The 19,491-nt window shown below is 68.7% G+C and carries 16 protein-coding genes; 7 read left to right on the forward strand and 9 right to left on the reverse strand.

All coding sequences use genetic code 11. The features are described from left to right. The first annotated feature begins 60 nt into the window (after window positions 1–60). The 3 genes from fumC (at window position 61) to FMQ63_RS00410 (ending at window position 2,745) form a co-directional block, all read left to right on the forward strand. Window positions 61–1,461: a class II fumarate hydratase gene (gene fumC, locus FMQ63_RS00400; RefSeq protein WP_011556371.1), complete on the forward strand. Its 1,401-nt coding sequence runs from the start codon at window positions 61–63 to the stop codon at window positions 1,459–1,461. Window positions 1,462–1,567: 106 nt separating this feature from the next. Continuing rightward, window positions 1,568–2,179 carry an ATP-dependent Clp endopeptidase proteolytic subunit ClpP gene (gene clpP / locus FMQ63_RS00405; RefSeq protein ID WP_011556370.1) on the forward strand — a complete coding sequence of 204 codons (612 nt, stop codon included), beginning with the start codon at window positions 1,568–1,570 and terminating at the stop codon, window positions 2,177–2,179. Between the two features lie 146 nt (window positions 2,180–2,325). Continuing rightward, window positions 2,326–2,745, forward strand: a complete 420-nt coding sequence (locus tag FMQ63_RS00410) for a hypothetical protein (protein ID WP_011556369.1) — start codon at window positions 2,326–2,328, stop codon at window positions 2,743–2,745. Window positions 2,746–2,809: 64 nt separating this feature from the next. Here FMQ63_RS00410 and FMQ63_RS00415 read toward each other — a convergent pair whose 3' ends face one another. Then, window positions 2,810–3,277 (reverse strand): DUF3293 domain-containing protein, encoded by a 468-nt coding sequence (locus FMQ63_RS00415; protein ID WP_225909554.1) that lies wholly within the window; start codon window positions 3,275–3,277, stop codon window positions 2,810–2,812. A gap of 223 nt (window positions 3,278–3,500) precedes the next feature. Next, window positions 3,501–4,937, reverse strand: coding sequence for a M48 family metalloprotease (locus FMQ63_RS00420; protein ID WP_011556367.1), 1,437 nt, complete (start codon window positions 4,935–4,937; stop codon window positions 3,501–3,503). A 147-nt stretch (window positions 4,938–5,084) separates the two neighbouring features. On the opposite strand from FMQ63_RS00420, the gene FMQ63_RS00425 reads away from it, so the two are divergent. Then, window positions 5,085–5,711 (forward strand): hypothetical protein, encoded by a 627-nt coding sequence (locus FMQ63_RS00425; RefSeq protein ID WP_026113850.1) that lies wholly within the window; start codon window positions 5,085–5,087, stop codon window positions 5,709–5,711. An 8-nt stretch (window positions 5,712–5,719) separates the two neighbouring features. On the opposite strand, the gene FMQ63_RS00430 is transcribed toward FMQ63_RS00425, so the two are convergent. Further along, on the reverse strand, window positions 5,720–6,205 hold the full coding sequence (locus FMQ63_RS00430; RefSeq protein ID WP_011556365.1) for an ester cyclase: 486 nt from the start codon (window positions 6,203–6,205) through the stop codon (window positions 5,720–5,722). Between the two features lie 63 nt (window positions 6,206–6,268). Next, entirely contained in the window at window positions 6,269–8,602 is a 2,334-nt protein-coding gene (locus tag FMQ63_RS00435; protein WP_020478009.1) for an acyl-CoA dehydrogenase, read from the reverse strand. 141 nt (window positions 8,603–8,743) lie between these two features. On the opposite strand from FMQ63_RS00435, the gene FMQ63_RS00440 reads away from it, so the two are divergent. Next, window positions 8,744–9,553 (forward strand): phospholipase D-like domain-containing protein, encoded by an 810-nt coding sequence (locus tag FMQ63_RS00440; RefSeq protein WP_011556363.1) that lies wholly within the window; start codon window positions 8,744–8,746, stop codon window positions 9,551–9,553. Then, on the forward strand, window positions 9,526–9,723 hold the full coding sequence (locus FMQ63_RS37745) for a hypothetical protein (RefSeq protein WP_011556362.1): 198 nt from the start codon (window positions 9,526–9,528) through the stop codon (window positions 9,721–9,723). Before FMQ63_RS00440 ends, FMQ63_RS37745 begins: the two co-directional genes overlap by 28 nt. 54 nt (window positions 9,724–9,777) lie before the next feature. Here the strand turns inward: FMQ63_RS37745 and FMQ63_RS00445 are convergent, their stop codons facing one another. After that, complete coding sequence (locus FMQ63_RS00445) at window positions 9,778–11,259, reverse strand: LamG domain-containing protein (RefSeq protein WP_225909553.1); 1,482 nt, start codon at window positions 11,257–11,259, stop codon at window positions 9,778–9,780. A 451-nt stretch (window positions 11,260–11,710) separates the two neighbouring features. Between FMQ63_RS00445 and FMQ63_RS00450 the strand changes: the two genes are divergently transcribed. Next, entirely contained in the window at window positions 11,711–15,346 is a 3,636-nt protein-coding gene (locus FMQ63_RS00450; RefSeq protein WP_020478010.1) for a serine/threonine-protein kinase, read from the forward strand. Window positions 15,347–15,442: 96 nt separating this feature from the next. On the opposite strand, the gene FMQ63_RS37255 is transcribed toward FMQ63_RS00450, so the two are convergent. The 4 genes from FMQ63_RS37255 to FMQ63_RS00470 form a co-directional block, all read right to left on the reverse strand. After that, complete coding sequence (locus tag FMQ63_RS37255; protein ID WP_171452212.1) at window positions 15,443–15,883, reverse strand: hypothetical protein; 441 nt, start codon at window positions 15,881–15,883, stop codon at window positions 15,443–15,445. A gap of 44 nt (window positions 15,884–15,927) precedes the next feature. After that, window positions 15,928–17,550, reverse strand: a complete 1,623-nt coding sequence (locus FMQ63_RS00460; RefSeq protein WP_011556358.1) for a sigma 54-interacting transcriptional regulator — start codon at window positions 17,548–17,550, stop codon at window positions 15,928–15,930. Window positions 17,551–18,089: 539 nt separating this feature from the next. Next, a complete protein-coding gene (gene nth, locus FMQ63_RS00465; protein WP_011556357.1) occupies window positions 18,090–18,812 on the reverse strand; it encodes an endonuclease III in 723 nt (240 codons plus the stop codon). A gap of 129 nt (window positions 18,813–18,941) precedes the next feature. Beyond that, entirely contained in the window at window positions 18,942–19,448 is a 507-nt protein-coding gene (locus FMQ63_RS00470; protein ID WP_011556356.1) for a GNAT family N-acetyltransferase, read from the reverse strand. Window positions 19,449–19,491: the final 43 nt, after the last annotated feature.

The raw sequence follows: 19,491 nt of genomic DNA on the forward strand, positions 1-19,491 counted from the left end.
CCTGAAGGCTCCGGCCTGTTATTCGATGGGGCCCACCCTTCTTTCCGAGGAGCCCCGCGCGTGAGCACGAAGAACGTCCGTACCGAGAAAGACACCTTCGGTCCCATCGACGTCCCCGCCGACCGGCTGTGGGGCGCGCAGACGCAGCGCAGCCTCCAGAACTTCGCCATCTCCACCGAGCGCATGCCGCTGGCCCTCATCCGCGCCCTGGTGCTGGTGAAGAAGGCCGCCGCGCGGGTGAACGTGGAGAACGGCTCGCTGGCGAAGGAGAAGGGCGAGGCCATCATCCGGGCCGCGGACGAGGTGCTGGCCGGCCAGCACGACGCGGAGTTCCCCTTGAGCGTCTGGCAGACGGGCAGCGGGACGCAGACGAACATGAACACGAACGAGGTGCTCGCCAACCGCGCCTCGGAGCTGCTGGGCGGCGAGCGCGGCGAGCGCCGCAAGGTCCACCCCAACGACGACGTCAACAAGGGGCAGAGCTCCAACGACGTCTTCCCCACCGCGATGAGCGTGGCCGCCGTGGCCGCCATCACCGAGCACGTGCTGCCGGAGCTGAAGGCGCTGCGCGACGTGCTCGCGCAGAAGGCCCGCGCCTTCCATGACGTGGTGAAGGTGGGCCGCACCCACCTGCAGGACGCCACGCCCCTGACGCTGGGGCAGGAGGTCGGCGGCTTCGTGGCGCAGTTGGACCACGCGAAGGGCCACCTGGAGCGCACCCTGCCGCATCTTCTGGAGCTGGCCCTGGGCGGCACGGCGGTGGGCACCGGCCTCAACGCCCCCAAGGGCTATGCCGAGCGGGTGGCGCAGGAGCTGGCCCAGCTCACCGGCCACCCCTTCGTCACCGCGCCCAACAAGTTCGAGGCGCTGGCCGCCAACGACGCGCTGGTGCAGGCGCACGGGGCGCTGAAGGGGCTGGCGGCGGTGCTCTTCAAGGTGGCCAACGACGTGCGCTGGCTGTCCTCGGGGCCGCGCTCGGGGCTGGCGGAAATCACCATCCCGGAGAACGAGCCGGGCAGCTCCATCATGCCGGGCAAGGTGAACCCCACCCAGAGCGAGGCGCTCACCATGCTGTGCGCCCAGGTGATGGGGAACGACGTCGCCGTCACCGTGGGTGGGGCGTCCGGCAACTTCCAGCTCAACGTCTTCAAGCCGCTCATCGCCCACAACCTGCTCCAGAGCTGCCGGTTGCTGGCGGATGGCATGCGCAGCTTCCGCCTGCACTGCGCGGTGGGCATCGAGCCCAACCGGCCCCGCATCCAGGAGAACCTGGAGCGCAGCCTGATGCTCGTCACGGCGCTCAACCCCCACATCGGCTACGACAACGCGGCGAAAATCGCCAAGACGGCCCACAGGGACGGCACGACGCTCAAGGAGACGGCCGTGGCGCTGGGGCTCGTCACCCCCGAGCAGTTCGACCAGTGGGTCCGCCCGGAGGACATGACGGGCCACAAGGGGTAGGTCACCAGGGGAGCAAGGGGGCTCCGGCGTCGAAGCGTGGGGCAGCGTACGCTCCAGGAAGAAGGGACGGGCACGGCGGCGGAAGGGCGATTAGGGTAGGGGCGTCATGAACGTCCCCTTCGTCATCGAGACCACGCACCGCGGAGAGCGGGCGTACGACCTGTACAGCCGGCTCCTCAAGGACCGCATCATCATGCTGGGCACGCCTGTCAATGACGACGTGGCCAACATCATCGTTGCCCAGCTCCTCTTCCTGGAGTCGGAGGACCCGGACAAGGGCATCAACCTCTACATCAACTCGCCGGGTGGCTCCGTGACGGCGGGCCTCGCCATCTACGACACCATGCAGTACGTGAAGTGTCCGGTGTCCACCATCTGTGTGGGGCAGGCGGCCTCCATGGGCGCGCTACTGCTGCTGGCGGGGGCGAAGGGCAAGCGCTACGCCCTGCCCAACAGCCGCATCATGATTCACCAGCCGCTGGGCGGCGCGCAGGGCCAGGCCACGGACATCGACATCCAGGCCAAGGAAATCCTCCGCCTGCGCAGCTACATCAACGGCCTCATCGTGAAGCACACGGGGCACACCATCGAGCGCATCGAGAAGGACACCGAGCGCGACTACTTCATGAGCGCCGAGGACGCGCGGCAGTACGGCCTCATCGACGAGGTGGTGGAGAAGCAGCGCGTCATCGCCCCGACGCCCGCTCCGGCGAAGTAGGGCCCTTCCCGCCCCGGACGCATGCCGGGGCGGGGTGCTCCTCCCGGCGGGGTGCCACACGGGCGCCGCGCCGGACGCAGGTCCTGCACTGGACGTTTCCGGCTTCCCTGCCTGCGGGTGGCACGCGGCGTGCTCACCATGGGCATATGCCGCCGATCCGATTTCGCATCGTCCCCCGGTTCCTCTTGCCCGGCGCCATCCTGGCCTCCATGGCCTGCGCGACGGGGCCCACCGGCCGCCCCCCCGCCCCTCCCAGCTCGGCCGCCGTGCAGACGGAGCTGGGCGCTCGGGACGTGGTCCAGGCCGGCGAGGAATACGCCCGCAACAACTCATTGGTGCTGGCCGAGGCCGGGGAGGCGGTGGAGATCCGCCCCAACTTCTGGCGCATCCGCTTTGGCCTCGCGGACCGACCCGGCCGCGTGCTGGAGGTCGAGTTCGATGAGCTGGCGCGGAGGGTCGTCAATGCCCGCGAGCTGGAAGTCATCCCGGAGAATCCGGGGGACTCCGCCCTGGGCGGCAGCGGCCCCGTGCCGGCGGCGGGGCAGCCCCGAGGCCCCATTCCCTGAGCGTGGACGTCGCCCCGCGGCCCCGGTCCTCACGGGCGGCGCGGGGGCACTCTGTCCGCGTGCTTCACGGGGCGGGTGAGGCGCGGGCTTCCTCGCAGAACAGCAGCTCCGCCTGGCCTCCCGTGCGTCCCACGAGCACGGCGACCTTTCCGTAGGCGCGGCCGAAGCGTCCGGCCTCCTCGCGGGGAAGCCCGGGGACGAAGAGGCTCTGCTCGCACCAACTGCCGTCATCCGCCTCGCCCAGCGCGGGGGCGGCCCCCCAACCCCCGGCGACGAGCTGCGCGACCATGCGCTCCTGCGCGCGGCGGTTCTCCTCGCCGCTCCGCCACTGCGAGCCGGGATTCCACGCCGTCAGGAAGGCCCACTCGCGGTGGCCGCGCGCCGCAAGCGTTGCGTCCAGCGCCGGGTGCAAGGCGCCCGCCCGCAGGATTTGCTCGACACCACCCGTGCTGGAATGGGGCCGGATGATGTAGCGCGTCGCCGCGTAGGCCGTCGCCAACCGCTCGCGTTCGTGGTGGCTCATTCCGCTCATGATGCGCCGCGTGCCCTCCGGGGAAAATCGGGTTTCGGATGATTCAATGTGAATGTTCGATTCCGTTCGACGCCCATGCCCCCGCTTCGTTCCGGAACGGAATGAACGGCTTCGGAGGGGAACAGGCTTCGTCGTTCTGTTGCGGTCGTGTCGCGTCGCGACGACAGCGACATCGAATACTGAGAGACGCACCGTGTTCCGGCGCACCCTGCCGGAGCACGGCTCAGTGCGTGGACCGCACCCCGCCCGTCACTCGTTTCACCGTGCGGCCCGCGGGAAGCGTGTCACCGGGCTGCACGCCGTTGATGATGGACAGCTCCTCCACGGGGATGGTGGACGGGTGCTGCTCGTTGAACTGCTGCAACGTCATGGGTGACGTCACCTTCGCCAGTTCAATCCGTGCGGGCTGGACGGCCAGCGCCGACGCATCCGTCAGCTCGCCGAAGCTGGAGAAGGTGGCGCGGAAGGCGTCCTCGTAGGCGGGAAGCTGCTGCGCGCCGGTGTAACCCAGGAGCTGCAGCGTGGTGCCGCCCTGGGACACGAAGGCCGTGACGCCGGCGATGACGCCCTGCTCCGTCTGCGCCTGGAAGAACGCGGTGCCCTGCGGGAATCCCGTGGGCGCCGCGCTCACCGGCTGGATGCCTTCCTGCGCGAGGAAGCGCCGCATCGCCTCCTGCGGCGCGATGTTGCCGATGGGCACCAGCCCGACGATGGCGTCCTCCTGCGGGCTGATGCCCGCCACCTGCTGCGGCTGGTTCGCCGTCTTCCAACCCTGGGGGAAGGTGAGCTGGAAGCGCAGTCCCGGGTGCATGAAGACGTTGCCCCGGAAGAAGCCCTGCCGCGGGTCGTCGCCGTAGGCCATGCCCTGGAGCATGGCGAGGTATTCCTCCCGGCCATCCTTGAGTTGGTTGAAGTCCACGTTGGCTTTCGCGGCGCGCTCCTTCGCTGTCTTCACGCGGTCGCCCGGGTCGGGGTGGGTGGACAGCCACGTGGGGAGGCTCTGTCCGCCCGCGGCCTTGCCCACGCGGTCCAGGGTGGCGAAGACGTTGGCCGCCTGGCGCACGTCGTAGCCGCCTTTCAGCATGTACTTGAAGCCCAGTTCGTCCGCCTGGCGCTCGTCGTCGCGGCCGTACTTGAGGAACAGCAACTGGAGCCCGGCGGCGGCCAGGCCCCCGAAGCGGGCCACGTCCTCGCTGAGCACGCTGCCCAGCAGCAGGCCCGCCTGGGCGAGCTGCGCCTGGGACATCTGTTCCACGGAGTGCCGTGCGGTGATGTGGGCGATTTCGTGCCCCAGCACGGAGGCCAGCTCCGCCTCGGAGTTCATCGCGGTGAGCAGGCCTCGTGTCACGAACACGGGCCCTCCGGGGAGGGCGAAGGCGTTCACCACCGGGTCATCCACGGCTTGGATCGTCCAGGGCAGCTCCGGCCGTTCGGAGGCCTTCGCCATGGGCAGGCCCACCCGGGCGACGTATTCCTGAACCTTGGGCTCCTGGATGAGGCCAATGGACCCGCGCACCTCCTCCGCGCTCTGCTTGCCCAGGGCAATCTCGTCCTGTTGGGAGACGAGCGACAGCATGCGCTTGCCGGTGGCGGGGTTGCGCACGCAGGTTGTCAGCGAGAGCAGGGCCAGCAGCGGCAGCAGCCGGAGTCGTGAAGTCATGGGGCCTTCCTGGTAGTGGTGGATGCGCAAATAGGTCAGCGGCGGCGAGGCGACCACGGCGGGTGTGGGCGGGCCGTCACTGCTGGACAGTCGGGCGCGCGCATCCGGCCCGCTTCCGTTAGCTTCTCTTCGCGAGGAGGCGTTCGAATGGATTCGGATTCGCTCGAAGCACGGATGGCGCGGCTGGAGCGCAGTTGCCGGCGGTGGCAGGGACTGACGTTCACCGCGCTCGCGTTGGCGGGACTGGGGCTGGGTGCGGCGGCGCTCCGGGGCGAAGACGTGTCCTCCGGGACGCTGGTGGCCTCCCGGCTGGTGCTCACGGACGCGCGCGGGCAGACACGGGCCACGCTGGATACCGATGACCAGGGCAACGCGGGCCTGGTGCTGCGCGACGGCGAGGGCCGGCCCCGGGCGCTCCTGGGCGTGGGCGAGGACGGCTCGCCCCGGCTGCGCTTCTCCACCGCCGAGGGCCAGTCCCTGGCGGAGCTGATGGTGTACTCCGACGAGGCGCCACGCCTGACGCTGTCCACGCCCGGCGGCGGGGAGTTGTTCGCGGTGGGCCTTCAGGTGGATGGCTCGTCGCGGCTGGAGCTGTCGGACGCGGACGGACGGCCCCGGGCCATCCTGGGTGCGGACGAGCATGGCTCTCCCGGTCTGGTGCTGAGGGACCGCAAGGGGCTGCCACGCGTGGCGCTCCGGGTGTCGCCGTCGGATGGCGCCAGCCTGGTGGTGGAAGGCCAGGACGGCGCGGTGTTCCGCGCGCCCGGCGGCTGAGCCGAGGGCTACAGCGTGGGCGGCACCACCTTGTAGCCGCGCTGAAGCAGCGGCGACAGGCGGTCGGAGATGTCCCAGGACTCCACCACCTTGCCGTCGCGCAGCCGGTACAGGGAGTGCCCTTGCAGCAGGAGGGGCTGGGGGGCCGGTGCGGTGGCCTTCCAGTGCGCGAGCACCAGGTCGCCGTCCGCCACCAGGTGGAGGATGTCGAACTTCAGCTCGGGGAACGTTTTGAAGCTGGCCTCCGCCTGCTGACGGATGAAGGCGGGCCCCACGGCGTTGAGGGGCGCGTCCTGGGAGCGGTCCACGAAGTCCTCGGCGATGAACTCCGGGATGCGGTCCAGCATGCGCAGGTTGTAGAGCTCCTCGGTGAGCTGCCGCACCCGCTGTTTGTTCTGGGCCTCCAGGGCGGCCGCGCGCTCCACGGGAGACATCGTGGCGCAGCCCGACAGCCACCCGAGGGCGCACATCAGAATCGTCGTGTGTCGTGTCATGGCCCCACGATGCTGTGCATGGGGCGGGCAGGCGGGCAGTGCCGCCGGCCTCAAACGTTCACCTCATGGCGACAGGTGGCCCAATCCAATGGGCGCGGCGAGGCAGGTGTCCGGTACTCCAAAGGCGTTCACCAGCGCCACCGCGTCCGGGCGGAGCTCGGCGCACAGCCGCGTCACCTCCTTGCGGATGGCCTTCACCTTGGTGCCCTCCAGCCACCCGTGCTCCTGGAACCAGCCGTTGGCGGACTCCAGGCAGGACAGTCCGTAGAGGTCGCACAGGCGCCCCAGCACCGTCTTCAATCCGGGGTCCTTCACGTCCGCCACGCCCTTGAGGAACTGCTCCAGCACCAGCCGCTCCACGTGGGCGTGCGCCAGCTCCAGCAGGTGGACCTGGACCTGGTTGAACGCCTCGAAGGCCTCCACGCCCGCGCTCAGCCGCTTGCGGATGCGCTTGGACACGGTGGCCAGCAGCTCCTCCTCGCGGAAGCGCAGCGCGCGCAGGTGGTAGTCGTTGTCGCGCAGGTGGTCGCTGTCGGTGCGCCGCGCGGCGAAGGGGTTGCGGTCCACCACGGCGGTGGCCCGGTCCGCCAGCAGCTTCAGCACGGCGAAGACGCGGTCGTCCTCGAAGCGCTGCCGGTAGCCGGTGAGCAGGCCCTTGGCGACCAACTGCATCAGCACCGTGTTGTCGCCCTCGAAGGTGGTGAACACGTCCGTGTCCGCCTTGAGCGCCGCCAGCCGGTTGGCCTGGAGGTAGCCCTGGCCGCCGCACGCCTCGCGCGCCTCCTGGAGGACGGCGGTGGTGTGCCAGGTGCTGTAGGCCTTGAGGCCGGCCGCCAGCGACTCCACCTCGCGCGCGTCCTCCTCGGTGCGCTTCACGTAGCGCTCCACCAGGTACTCCAGCGCGAAGTCCATGGCGTACGTCTTGGCCAGGGGCACGAGCAGGCGCCGCTGGTGGGCCTGGTGGTCCAGCAGGCGGAACTCCTTGTCGCCGGCGGGGCCGAACTGGCGCCGCAGGTCGCCGTAGCGCACGGCGATGGTAAGCCCGCTCTTGGCCGCGCTCAGCGCCGCGGCGGCCACGCTCACCCGGCCCGCCACCAGTGTGCCCAGCATGGTGAAGAAGCGCTTGGAGTCGCCGGTGATGGCGCTGGTGTATTCGCCCTGCGCGTTCACCTGTCCGAAGCGGTCCAGCAGGTTCTCCCGCGGGACGCGGACGTGCTCGAACCAAATGCGGCCGTTGTCCACGCCGTTGAGGCCCATCTTCTCGCCGCAGTCCTCGATGCGAATCCCGGGCAGCACCTTCCCGGCCGGGTCGCGCAGTGGCACCAGCAGCGCGTGGACGCCCAGCACCCGGCCACCGACCTCGAGCTGCGCGAACACGGTGGCGATGCGCCCGTGCCGCGCGGCGTTGCCAATCCACTCCTTGCGCGCCGTCTCTGTTGGCGTGTGCACCACGAACTCGCCGGCCTCCGCGTCGTAGCGGGCCACCGTCTCCACGTCCCGGACGTTGGAGCCGTGGCCCAGCTCGCTCATGGCGAAGCAGCCGGGCAGCTCCAGCGAGGCCACCTGGGGCAGGTACTTCCGGTGGTGCTTCTCGGTGCCGAGGAAGAGGATGCTGGCGCCGAAGAGGCCGAAGTGGACGCCGGCCTTGATGACGAGGCTCAGGTCGAAATAGGCCAGCGTCTCGAAGGCGGTCACGAAGGCGCCCAGGTCCGCGCTCGTCTCATTGCCCGAGGGGAAGGCGATGCGCCCCAGTCCGTGGTCGGCCATGGCCTTGAGCCAGGCGAGCACCTGGTCCCGGTACTTCGCCGTGTCGCGCGTGTCCGTGTAGCGGTAGGCCGGGTCCGCCAGCCACTGGCGCACCTGGGCGCGCGTCTCCGGATAGGTCCGGTCCAGCACGGCACGCAGCGCCTCCGGGTCGAAGGACGTGGGCGTGCCCTGTTCGGCGCGGCTGGGGGAAGCGGCGGGGACGAGCGCGCGGACGGCCTCGCTGCCGGAGACGCCCAGGGACTCCTCCAACTGCGCCAGCGCGCGCGTCAGCTCCGGCATGGGCGCGGGAAGGCCCTCGTCGCCGTTGCCCACCTGGGCGAGCCGCGCGCCCAGCTCGGCGAGGTTGTTGTGTTCGCTGTGGGACAGGCGCTCCGCGGTGCGGCGGATGTGCTCGCGCACCTGGGCCAGCTCACCGGGGCTGGGCGGCACCAGCGGGTCCAGCCAGCGTGCCAGCACGGTGTTGGCGCGCAGGTCCAGCCAGGGCTGCGCGCGGGCGGCGGAGCCCATGGCGCGAATCTCCTCCGGCGTGAGCTCCCCGTCCGTCCAGGCCACGTACAGCATGGGCACGAGCGGAGCGAGTCGGGGAAGGGACAGCAGCTCGTGGGCTGTCGGTCGGGTGTCATCCACCATGGTTGGCGCTCCTGGAGGCTTGAGGACGAGCGCAGTGTGGCCAGCCTGCCGCCGCGCGGCAACGGGAAGCACGCGTCGGGCCCGAGGCAGGCGGGCAGGCGCGGCATTCCAAGCGGAGGGAGGCATCCCTAGCTTGCCCGTATGGATGAAATGCAGGAGCTGGAGGCGCTGATTCCCAAGCCCGGGGCGCTGGGCTTCTCGGGCAGCGTGGAGCGTGCGCGACATGAGATGCACGGGCCCTTCTCGCTGCCGCCGGGGCCGGAGGCCTTCTCCTTCGCGCTGTACCAGTCCACGGGGGTGGGGCTGATTCCCGGACACGCGCTGGAGTTGCTGGAGAACGGCGCGGTCTTCGAGCGCATGCTGGCGGACATCCGCGCCGCCCAGAGCAGCGTCCATGTCCTGGTGTACATCTGGCGGCCCTGTGCGCTGTCGGACCGTGTCGTGGAGGCGCTGGTGGAGCGCGCCCGGGCGGGCGTGGCGTGCCGCGTGGTGGTGGACCCGGTGGGCAGCGAGGAGATTCGCGGCGACCGTGACTTCGACCAGAAGGTGGAGAAGGTGCTCACGGACGCTGGGGTGGAGGTCCACTACTTCCGGCTCCTGGCGGGCAAGGTGCTGGGCCGTCTTCTGGGGCGCAGTCACCAGAAGCTCGTCATCGTCGACGGGCGCATTGGCTACACGGGCGGCTTCGGCATCTGGAAGGTGTGGGAAGGCGACGGCCTGAAGCCGGACGAGTGGCGCGACACGCACAGCCGCGTGGAGGGCCCCGAGGTGCGCCGGATGCAGTTGTCGTTCTCCCGGCACTGGCAGGAGTCGGGTGGCGGGTTGATTCCACCGAGCGCCTTTCCGGAAGCGGAACCCGCGGGCCCCTGCGCCGCGGGCTTCATCGACAGCGCGGGCAAGCTGGGCCTCACCGACGCGGAGCGATGGACTCGCTGTCGCTCAACAAGTTGAAGGAGGGCTCGCTCGTCATCCACGACGCGTCCTTCGTCCGCAAGCTGGCGCGGTGCTGGGCCAGGGACCTGCGGCACTCGAAGGAAATCACGCTGGAGAATGGGGGCCGCACCAATCCCTGGCGGCGGCTGGCCCGCCGGGCGACGCAGCTCGTGGGGCAGGACCGGTAGCGAGGGGAACAGCAGCCGGTTGAGCTCCCCTCGCTGGCCCTGAGTCCGCGTGCCCTACTTGCCCTTGGCGAGAATCGCACCGAGGCTGGGGTCGAACCAGGCGACGCGGTTGGGCCCCACGGCAAGGCTCGTGATGTTGCCGTACCTGACGGCAAACGCTAGCGCCCACTGGCTCCCTCCTACCGGGAGCCGGAGGATGTCGTATGGACTCAGGTTCTCCGCGATGAAGAGGTCCGTTCCGTCGCTGGCGATACCCGTGGTGGCGTTCGACGAATTCCAGAGGGATGAAGCAGGGCCGCCGGGCCTGGCTGCCTTCACGATGGTGCCGCCCGGCTGCATCCAGTAGAGATGATGACCATCCACTGCGAGGGGGCCAGCCAGGGCCGTCGTATAGAGAATGGCAGGCGTGCCGCCCTGGACCGGCATGTGGAGGATGGAGCCTCCCTGGGTCCAGAAGAGTTCCGCGCCATCCGTGACGAGCTGGCCAATCCCCGATAGCCCCGAGGCCAGGGAGGTGATGCTCCCGCCATTGACGGGCATCTTGAAGATGGCCTTGTCGTCCTCGACCCAGTAGACAAACGTGGCATCCGTGGTCACGGCGCTCGGGTTTTCGCGGCCGGAGGCGAGCACCTGCGCTCTACCCGTGGAGAGCGACGCCTTCATCACCTGGCCGTTGGTTCGTTTCTCGACCCAGTACACGCTCGTGGTGTCCGCGGCCATGCCCGCGACGTCCGTTCGCCCGTCGATGACTACGTGCTCCGTGCCAGGCGCCATCACGGTATCCGGGCCAGCCTGGTAGCTGGCGGTGAGGTCATTCGACGACAGCGCAGCGCCGTGAACGCGGAACTCGGAGATCGAGCCCTTGAAGAATGGATCCGCGGAATAGGCGGAACGACCCAACCACGCATTCGCGAGCGTGCCCAGGCTCGCCGGAGTGAGCGCGGTAGGGGTGGTGGTCTGAGCCACCTGCATGCCGTCGATGTACAGGCGGTTGACCCTCGCGACGCTGTCCATGGTCACGGCGACGTGCGTGAGTGCGCCCGTTGGGAACCCGGTTGCACTGGTGGCCTGCTCCTCTCCACTGATGGCCGGGCTGAAGATGCTGAAGCGTGGCGCATCGACCGCCGGCCCCGAGTCGAAGCCGCCATTGCGCGGGGTGAGGACCAGGGACTTGTTCCAAACGCCATCGTTGAAGTCGAAGATGCGCGCCCACGTCTGCCCCGAGGCGGAATCCCACTTCACCCACGCCTCGAAGGTCGCATCCTGGAGGCTGGCGAGGGTCCCGGTGATGGGCAGGTTCACATAGGCCCCCGCTCCGCTCAGAATCACCTCGCCATTGACGGTCGTGGCACCCCCCTCGAGCGTGGCATGCGCCGCGCTCACCGAGTCGGTCCCGCCGGCGGTGAAGCTGTAGCGGTGGAGGAGGCTCGAACCGCCCATCGTCAGGCCCGCACGCGAACTGCTCAACGCGTCTTGCTCAAGCTGGAGTTGCTGCTCGGGCGTGCACCCCACCAGACCGAGGACTCCCGCCAACATGGCGGAAACCTTCGTAGCCTGGCGGAGTGCGTCCCACCCTCCGCGCGGCTTGGAGTTTCGCGAGCTGAATTCGGACATTGTTCTCATGGCTTTCACCTGAAGAGGGGCAAGGGAGCGGCAATGCGTGGTGGAATCACCAGGCGCCAGTCTGTGTTTGCACCTCTCGTGCCCACTCGAGCTTCGCTTCCGAATCGGACCGCTCACGCTTCCATCAAGGGGCGTGGCGCGTCTCCGCCAGCGCACGCGTTGGTAGGGTGATTGCGCCCCAGGGGGATGTCTCGACAGTCCGGCGACATGCCGGCGACATGCCGCGAGCACTCCTTGGACCGAAGCGGACCCCGTGTCTCTTCTGAGAAGAGACCTCGTGATATAGGAACGACCGGGGAGCGCGGGGCCCTTCAACTGAGACGGCCGCTGGCTTTGCGCGCCGCTCTCTTTGAGGTGCCCATCGATGAATCGTGACGATGAGACGGAGCTCTGGCTCGCGATTGACGAGGGGATCCTGTCCCGCGAGGAGGCAGCGGCCCTGCTTCAGGATGCGCGACGCCTGGGACGAAGCCCACTGGAGTTGCTTCAGGAGCGGGGCCGGATTTCGGAAGAGACACTTGCCTCTCTGATGCGGGAGAACCTTGTCCTGGAGGAGCGCCCGTCAGGTGAGCAGCCCTCTCCCGAGCAGACCGTTACGGTCGACCCGGTCCGGGCTGAACAGGCATTGGCCCCAGGGGACGCCGACGTCCCTGCTTTCCCGCTCCTCGGGAGGGAGCGATACCAACCCGTGCGGTTCCTGGGACAGGGCGGAATGGGTCGTGTGTTCCTGGCCTGGGACCCACGGCTGCGCCGACAGGTCGCCCTCAAGTTCGTCCGCGACGAGGAATCGCACACTCGCCGCTTCGTTTCCGAGGCCCGTGCCCAGGCCAAGGTGAAACACGAGCGCGTATGTCAAGTGTATGAGGTGGGCCACGTCGGGGGGAAGGTCTTCATCGCCATGCAGTACATCGACGGCCAGTCGCTCGGCGCTCAGGTGCGCTCGCTCACCATCGAGCAGAAGGCACTGGTGATGCGCGAGGCTGCTCTGGGTGTTCATGCGGCCCACCGCGTCGGGCTCATCCACCGGGACATCAAGCCTTCCAACATCATGGTGGAGTCCTCCGACGACGGGACTCCCAGGCCCTATGTGATGGACTTCGGTCTTGCGCGTGAATGGAACGAGTCCGTCACGGCCAGTGGCGCCGTCTTGGGGACGCCGCACTACATGGCCCCGGAACAGGCTCGCGGAGAGGTGAGCGGGCTCGACCGCCGCGCGGATGTCTACAGCCTGGGGGCCACCCTCTACTTCCTCCTCACCGGCGAGGTCCCCATCCCTGGGGCCAATGGCCTGGAAGTGCTCAACAGCATCGCCACCGAGGAGCCGCGCGCGCCGCGCCTGCTTGCTCCAGGACTCCCGGCGGACCTGGAGGCCATTGCCCTCAAGTGTCTGGAGAAGGATCGCGACGCCCGTTACGACTCGGCGCGTGCATTGGCGGATGACCTGGAGCGTTTCCTGGGCGGCGAGCCGGTGCTGGCACGCACGAGCTTCGCGTACTCCCTGCGCAAGCGCCTGCGCAAACACCGGCTCCTGGCCACGGTGGGCGCCGCCGCGCTGGTCACGGCGGGAGGGGCCCTCGGTTGGGGCATCCGGGCCCGCCAGGAGGCCGCCGAGCGTGAGCGAATCGTCCAGCGATTCACCGAGCTGGTGGAGGGCATCGAGTCCAGGGGCCGCTACTCCGCGCTCTCGCGGCTGCATGACATCCGGCAGGACCGCCGGGCACTCCAGGCCCAGATGGCCGAACTGGAGGCGGAGATACAGCGCTCCGGTCCACAGGCGCTGGGCCCTGGGCACCATGCGCTGGGGCGTGGCCACCTCGCGCTCGGAGACGAGGCGAAGGCCCTGGAGTTCCTGGAGTCCTCCTGGCGCAATGGCTTTCGCTCGCCCCGGGCCGCGTATGCGCTCGCGCTGGTGAGCGGGCGGCGCTATCAGCAGCAACTCCTGGAGGCGCAGCGAATCCGTGTGCCGGCGCTGCGGGAGGCCGCGACGCGTGAAGCGGAGCGCCTCTACCGGGATCCGGCGCTCGCGTGGTTCAAGCAGAGTGAAGGCGCTCAGGTGCCCTCGAGGGAATACGTGGCGGCGCTGGTCGCCTTCTACGAGGGCCGCTTCGATGACGCCCTGCTCCTGGCGGATCGCGCCGCCAGCGAGCTGCCCTGGTTTCATGAGCTGCCCATGCTGCGCGGGGACGTCCATGCGGCACAGGCTTTCAAACGCTGGAACGGGGGAGACCCCGAGGGAGCCCGAGCGAGCTTCGAAGCCGGTCGCAAGGCCTACGCCGCCGCCATCGCCACCGCTGAAAGCGACCCCGCCGTCTACCGGTCCCTGGCCTTGCTCGAAAACGATGCGATGGTCATGGAGCTGTATGGCAGGGGGGATGTCATGCCTGCGTACCACCGCTCCCTGGACGCGCTCTCCCGTTGTCTCACCATTGCTCCGGACGACGCCCAGTGTGTTATCCGCATGGCGCGCGCGCACCACCGCCTGGCCGAGCACCGGCTCACCCATGGGGGCGATGGGGAGGAGCCTCTCGCGAAGGCGCTGGAGGCAGCGCGGCGTGCCCTCTTGGTGGAGCCCGGGCTTCCGGCGGCCACATTCAACCTGGCTCGGAGCACCTGGCTCCAAGCGCGCTATCAAATCGAGAGGGGCGAGGACCCACGCGCGCTGCTCGGAGAAGCCGCCGCGTTGTTCGCGAGCATCGGCGTGGCGCACCGGGACCGCGCCTACCACGGCGATTCAGGTCTCGTCTTCACGACATGGGCGGACTACGAGGAGCAGATTGGGAGGGATTCCGGCGGGAACAGGGACAAAGCCATCCTCGCCTACGAGGCGGCCATCGCCTTGGACAATCGTGTCCCCGAGGACTGGATCAACCTGGGTCGTGCGTTTTTTTCACGGGCTTCCCGTCCACTCAATGCGGAGGCGGAGCAGGACCTGCGGCGGGCGGCGGCGGCACTCGAGGAGGCTCGGGCCCTCAACCCCCAGCATATGGCGCTGTACTTCTATGCGGGGCAGGTCGACGAGCAGTTGGCTCGGCGGCGGGGTCGTCGCGGCGAGGATCCGCGACCCGTCCTGGCGCATGGATTGGAGCAGTATCAGCGGGGCATTGAAATCAACCGCCGGATCCCCAACTTCCATAACGGAATGGGCGTGGTGCACTTGCTGCGGGCCGAGGATTCCTGGAACCGGGGTGAGGATCCCCTGCCCGCGCTGGAGCAGGCTCGGACGTGCTTCGAACAGGCCATCGCTGTCGCGCCCGGACAGGGCTTTGCCTATGCGAACCTGGGCTCTCTCTTCGTCCGGCGCGCGCACTACCTGCTCGCGCTTGGCGAGTCGCCTCTTTCGAGCACGCATGAGGCAAGGGAGGCACTGAGACAAGCCTCCGAGAGGATGCCGGGGGCCGTGTGGCTGCGGGTCCTCCTCGGCACGGTGCATGTCATCCAGGCCCGCGTCGAGTCGGACCAAGGGCGAGACCCCGGGGCTGCCATCGCTCGCGCCCTGAAGGAACTCCACGCCGCGTTGGAGGTGAACTCCTTGGAGGCGGAGCCCTGGCTCCAGCTTGGCAAGGCGCAGGCCCTCCAGGCGCACTGGAAGGCACAGCGCGGGTCGCTCCAGACCGAGTCCATGGAGGCAGCGGCGAAGTCCTTCGACAGGGCCCTCACGCTCTCTCCAGACGACCCGGAATATCGCCTGGAGGCTGGCCGCTTCTACCGACGGTGGGCGGAACACCAGAATCGCACGGGTCGTGAAAACGGCCCGCTCCTTCTGCGGGGCCTCGAACACGCCGAGCAAGCGCTGAAGCTCCGGCCCGACTGGGCCGCGGCCCGCGCCCTGCGGGCCGGTTTGAAGTTGGAGTGGGTTGAAGCCGAGCCCCCCGGGGACCCGTGCACCTGGAGGCGCCAGGCCCTCGATGAGCTGACCCAGGCGCTCACGCACAATTCAAACCTCTCTAATGAGTGGGGTGGCCCACTCGCGGGCGCACAGCGGCTTGCCGCATGCCCCTGAGCCTGTGCTTGCGTCGCCCTCCGCCACGTCCGCGGCTGCCTGGCGTGAGAATGAAACGTCGTGCCGCGAGCGTGGGGCGTACCTTGGGAGCGGTGGCTAGACCAGAGAGGGAAGTTCTGTGCCAGGACCGCCTGATACTTCGATTTTCCCGGAGGATGTGGGGGGTTCCCCTTTTGAAGAGCGGTTCTCCACCCTGTCTCTCAGAGGGTACTCGGGGGGCACGGTTTCCACGAGTTTGACGACATAGTTGCGTATGAATCTATCTTGGGAGGTGGGGGCCTTGGTTTTGTCTATCTGAGGAACGAAGTCGTGTTCGTATGTGTTTTTTTCTTCGGTGAAGACGAAGTCGTGGGTGGGATCATTGATTGTCAGGATGCAGGCGTCGGGGTCGGTATCGCAGAAGGTGATTGTTGGAGTCAGCTTCAAGTCGGGAGGGAGTATGATCCTGAAGGTTATCCTGGTGCCGTTTCGGACCGAGATTGGCTTCGGTGTAGGTTTTTCCTCGTTGAAGTTGATGGTGATGACGTGGGGTTGCATGGTCGTCTCCTGGTCTGCCATTGAGGTGGTGTGAGGCCGTCCGCTCAGGACTCCTTCGAATACAGCCCCAATTCCTTGACACGCCGGTTCAGGGCCCGTTTGGACACCTCCAGGCGCCGCGCCATCTCATCCAGGTTGCCCTGGCACGCGTGGAAGGCGTGGGTGAGCTCCTCCACGCTCAGGTCTCCAGCCAGACGGATGCTGGGGCTGCGCTCGATGAGATCATAGATGGAGGAGCGGGCGATCTCCAGGTGGTGGGCGGCCTTCTTGACGTCCCAGTCGTGCGCACGCAAGGCCACGAGGAGTTCCTGTTCGCCCACGTCCGTGGACTTGCGACGGGCCGCAACCTCACGCTTCGGGGGGACGGCGGAGGCGGAGGGCCGGGCCGGCGGCGCCAGGTCGAGCCTCAACTCCTGGGCGAGGCGTGCATCAAGCTCCAGGCAGGACTGCCCCCTGCTGCCGATGACGAGCTGTCGGGCGACGTTCCGGAGCTGACGGATGTTGCCCGGCCAGGGATGCAGCAGGAGCTGCGCCGCCAAGTCTGATGGCATCCAAGGTAGTGCATGAGGGTCTCTCGCGGTGAGGTGGTGGGCCTCTCCGAGCGCGTCCAACTCCTGGCGGGCGAAGTGGAGGAACAGTGGAGCGATGTCCTCCCGGCGCTCGCGGAGAGGGGCAAGCCGGAGCTCATAGCCGGCCAGCCGGTGAAGGAGGGGAGACCGGAAGCGCCCCTCGGCGATCTGCGCTTCCAGGTCCGCATCCGTGGCCGCGATGAGGCGGATGTTCGTCGCCACGGGCTTGCTGGCCCCCACCGGGTACAGCTCCCCCGTCTCCAACACTCGGAGGAGCATGACCTGTACGTCGGATGAGGCCTCTCCCACCTCGTCGAGGAAGAGCGTGCCGCCCTCCGCGGCTTGGAAGAGGCCCTTACGGTCGCGTTGGGCACCGGTGAAGGCTCCCTGGACGCTGCCGAAGAGTTCCGCCGCGGCCAGTTCCTTCGGGAGGGCGCCCAGGTTGACACTGACGAAGGGACCTCGGCGCTGGCTCCGCTCGTGGAGGGCCTGGGCGACCAGTTCCTTGCCAGTTCCGGTTTCGCCCCGGATGAGGACGGGCACGTCCAGATCGGCGACGCGTTCGATGTGTCGGCGCAGGGCATGGATGGCGGCGCTTTCGCCCACCATTCCCAGGGCGGATGGTGCGTTTGATTCGGGGGCAGGGGCCAGGTGCAGCAGCACCCCCGTCCGCCTGGAGAACTCCAGCGGGACTCCTTGTTCAAGCGCTGTCGGACCGAATTCGCGGGCCCCGTGGAGTGGCTCACCCGCTGACGTGCATCGTCCCACTTCGCCCAGGACGACGCGGATGCCTGCTCCCGCGGGGACGAACAGGATCGACTTGCGACTCATGAAGGGGTCGCCCAGGGGCAGGCCCAGCGGCTCGCCCGGGCGGCAGAAGTCCGGGGCATTGCGGGAGAGCGGGACCTCCCGGCCGGCGAGGAGTCCATGCAGCAGCAGCCTCTCCCCGAGGCGGGTGACGGTGGTGTGCGAGCTGAGCGTCAACGCTGGAATCGGGCGCGCGGACGGGCGCTGCCCGTACGGAACCGACTCGGAGGCCGTGGACACGTCCGAGGTCCTCGCGGCCACATGGGGAGGGGGGACGCTGGGACGTGACATCCGTGCGAATTTATCTCAATGCTCAATGAATTGCACCCGCAGGGGCTCAAGTACTGAGGTCGTCCAATACCCTTTCACCCCTTGGTTTACTTAAAGGGTGCGCTGGGACCTGCCCCCTCCCATCGCGGCGGGCACTGCAACCAGGACCAAGCCCTCCTCCTGGCGGGTGAGCGATGGAGGGCTGGACGGGTAGGTGTGCCTATCCCAAATTCGATCGCTGCGTCATGAGCGCGTCGAGGCGAGTAAGCGAGCCGTGCACGAGGCCAGAAGTCTCCAAGCCATCCGGGGTAAATCTTTGTCTATTACGGCCACAACCACCGTCGAGGTGGCGCACTCCAGCGCCTTGGCTGCGGCGCGACACGTGGAACCTGTCAACGCGAGTGAGACAGTGAGTTCGAGATTGGCGGTGTCTTCGGCATGGGGGCACCGCGGGGGAATCGCTCAGGGTGAGCGGCGTAGGCAGCGGCGAGCACCGCAGCGCGGGCCGCTCAGCGGCTGGCCCGCCGGGCGACGCAGCTCGTGGGGCAGGACCGGTAGCGTCAGCGCGCGTCCCTTACGCCGACCTGCCGGCAGAAGCTCAGCACCGGGCACGTGGAGCACTTCGGCCGCGTGCCCGTGCAGACGTGCTTGCCGAAGGGCACCAGCAGCCGGTTGAGCTCCACCCACCAGGCGCGCGGGAGCACGGCCTCCAGCGCCTCCATGGTGGCCTCCGGCGTGCGCGCCTGCACATAGCCCCAGCGGTTCGTCACCCGATGGACGTGGATGTCCACGCTGATGGCTTCGTGCCCGCAGGCGATGCCCAGCGCCAGGTGCGCGCACTTGGGTCCCACGCCCTTGAAGGACTGGAGCACCTGGGCATCACACGGCAGCGCGCCTCCGAATTCATCCCGCGTCCGCGTGGCGATGGCGTGAAGCTGCCACGCCTTCGCTTCATGGAAGGTGACGGGCTGGATGAGGGCGTCGATGTCTTCCGGCGACATGCGCGCCAGGGCCTCCGGCGTGGAGGCGCGCTGGAGCAGGGCGAGCGAGACGGGCAGACTCACCTCGTCGCGTGTGCGGATGGAGAGGATGCAGGCGACGAGCTGCTCGAAGAGCGTGTCATGTCCTCGGGCCGCGAGCGCGAACATCGCCGCGTCCGCGAAGTGGCGCACCGCCTCTCGGATGCGGCCGAGCACCTCGTCGATGTCGAATGGCTTCTTGTCCGGCCGGGGCGGTGGTTCCACGACGCGGCCGGGCTTCGTGGGCGCCTGCCGGCTAGGCATGGCGCGTTCCTCCCGCGGGATGGATGCTCGTCATGTGCTGCCTCCCGCCCCAAACCTGGGGACGCGGGCGCGACGAGGCCCTGGGCCGTACGAAGGGCCGGCGGCAGGGCAGGGGGCCGTCCGTCTTCGTCAGTCGAGCGGCTTTGACAAGTCCCGGGCGTACCAGTGGTCGCAGCCGAAGTGGCCCGTGCTGCCCATGGGCGCGCACAGTGGCTCGAAGCCCATGCGGCGGTAGAGCTTCTGGGCCTGCTGCATTCCGGCCAGCGTCTCCAGGTAGCAGCGCTGGAAGCCCGCTTCACGTGCGAACTCCAGGCAGCGTCGGAGCAGGCGCTCGCCCTGGCCGAGGCCTCGGGCTTCGGGGAGGAAGTACATCTTCCGCAGCTCGCAGACGCCCGCGTCTCCTCCTTCAAGTGGGGCGATTCCACCGCCACCGATGACACGCCCCGCCCGCTCCACGACGAAGTAGACGTGCCGGGGCCGGGCGTAGGCGGCGCTCATCGCTGACACCTCGGGGTCGTGGATGGCGAAGCCAGGGCCGTCCGCGCCGAACTCCGGCATCACCGTCCGGATGATGCCGGCCACCGCGGCGTCATCCCTCGATTCGATGCGTCGCAGCGTCAGCTCTTCCGTGCTCATGCGCGCAACGTTTCACAGCCGGGGCCGAGGTGCCAGCGGCGGA

It is taken from the genome of Myxococcus sp. CA005, from assembly GCF_006518205.1.
GTDB lineage: Bacteria > Myxococcota > Myxococcia > Myxococcales > Myxococcaceae > Myxococcus > Myxococcus xanthus.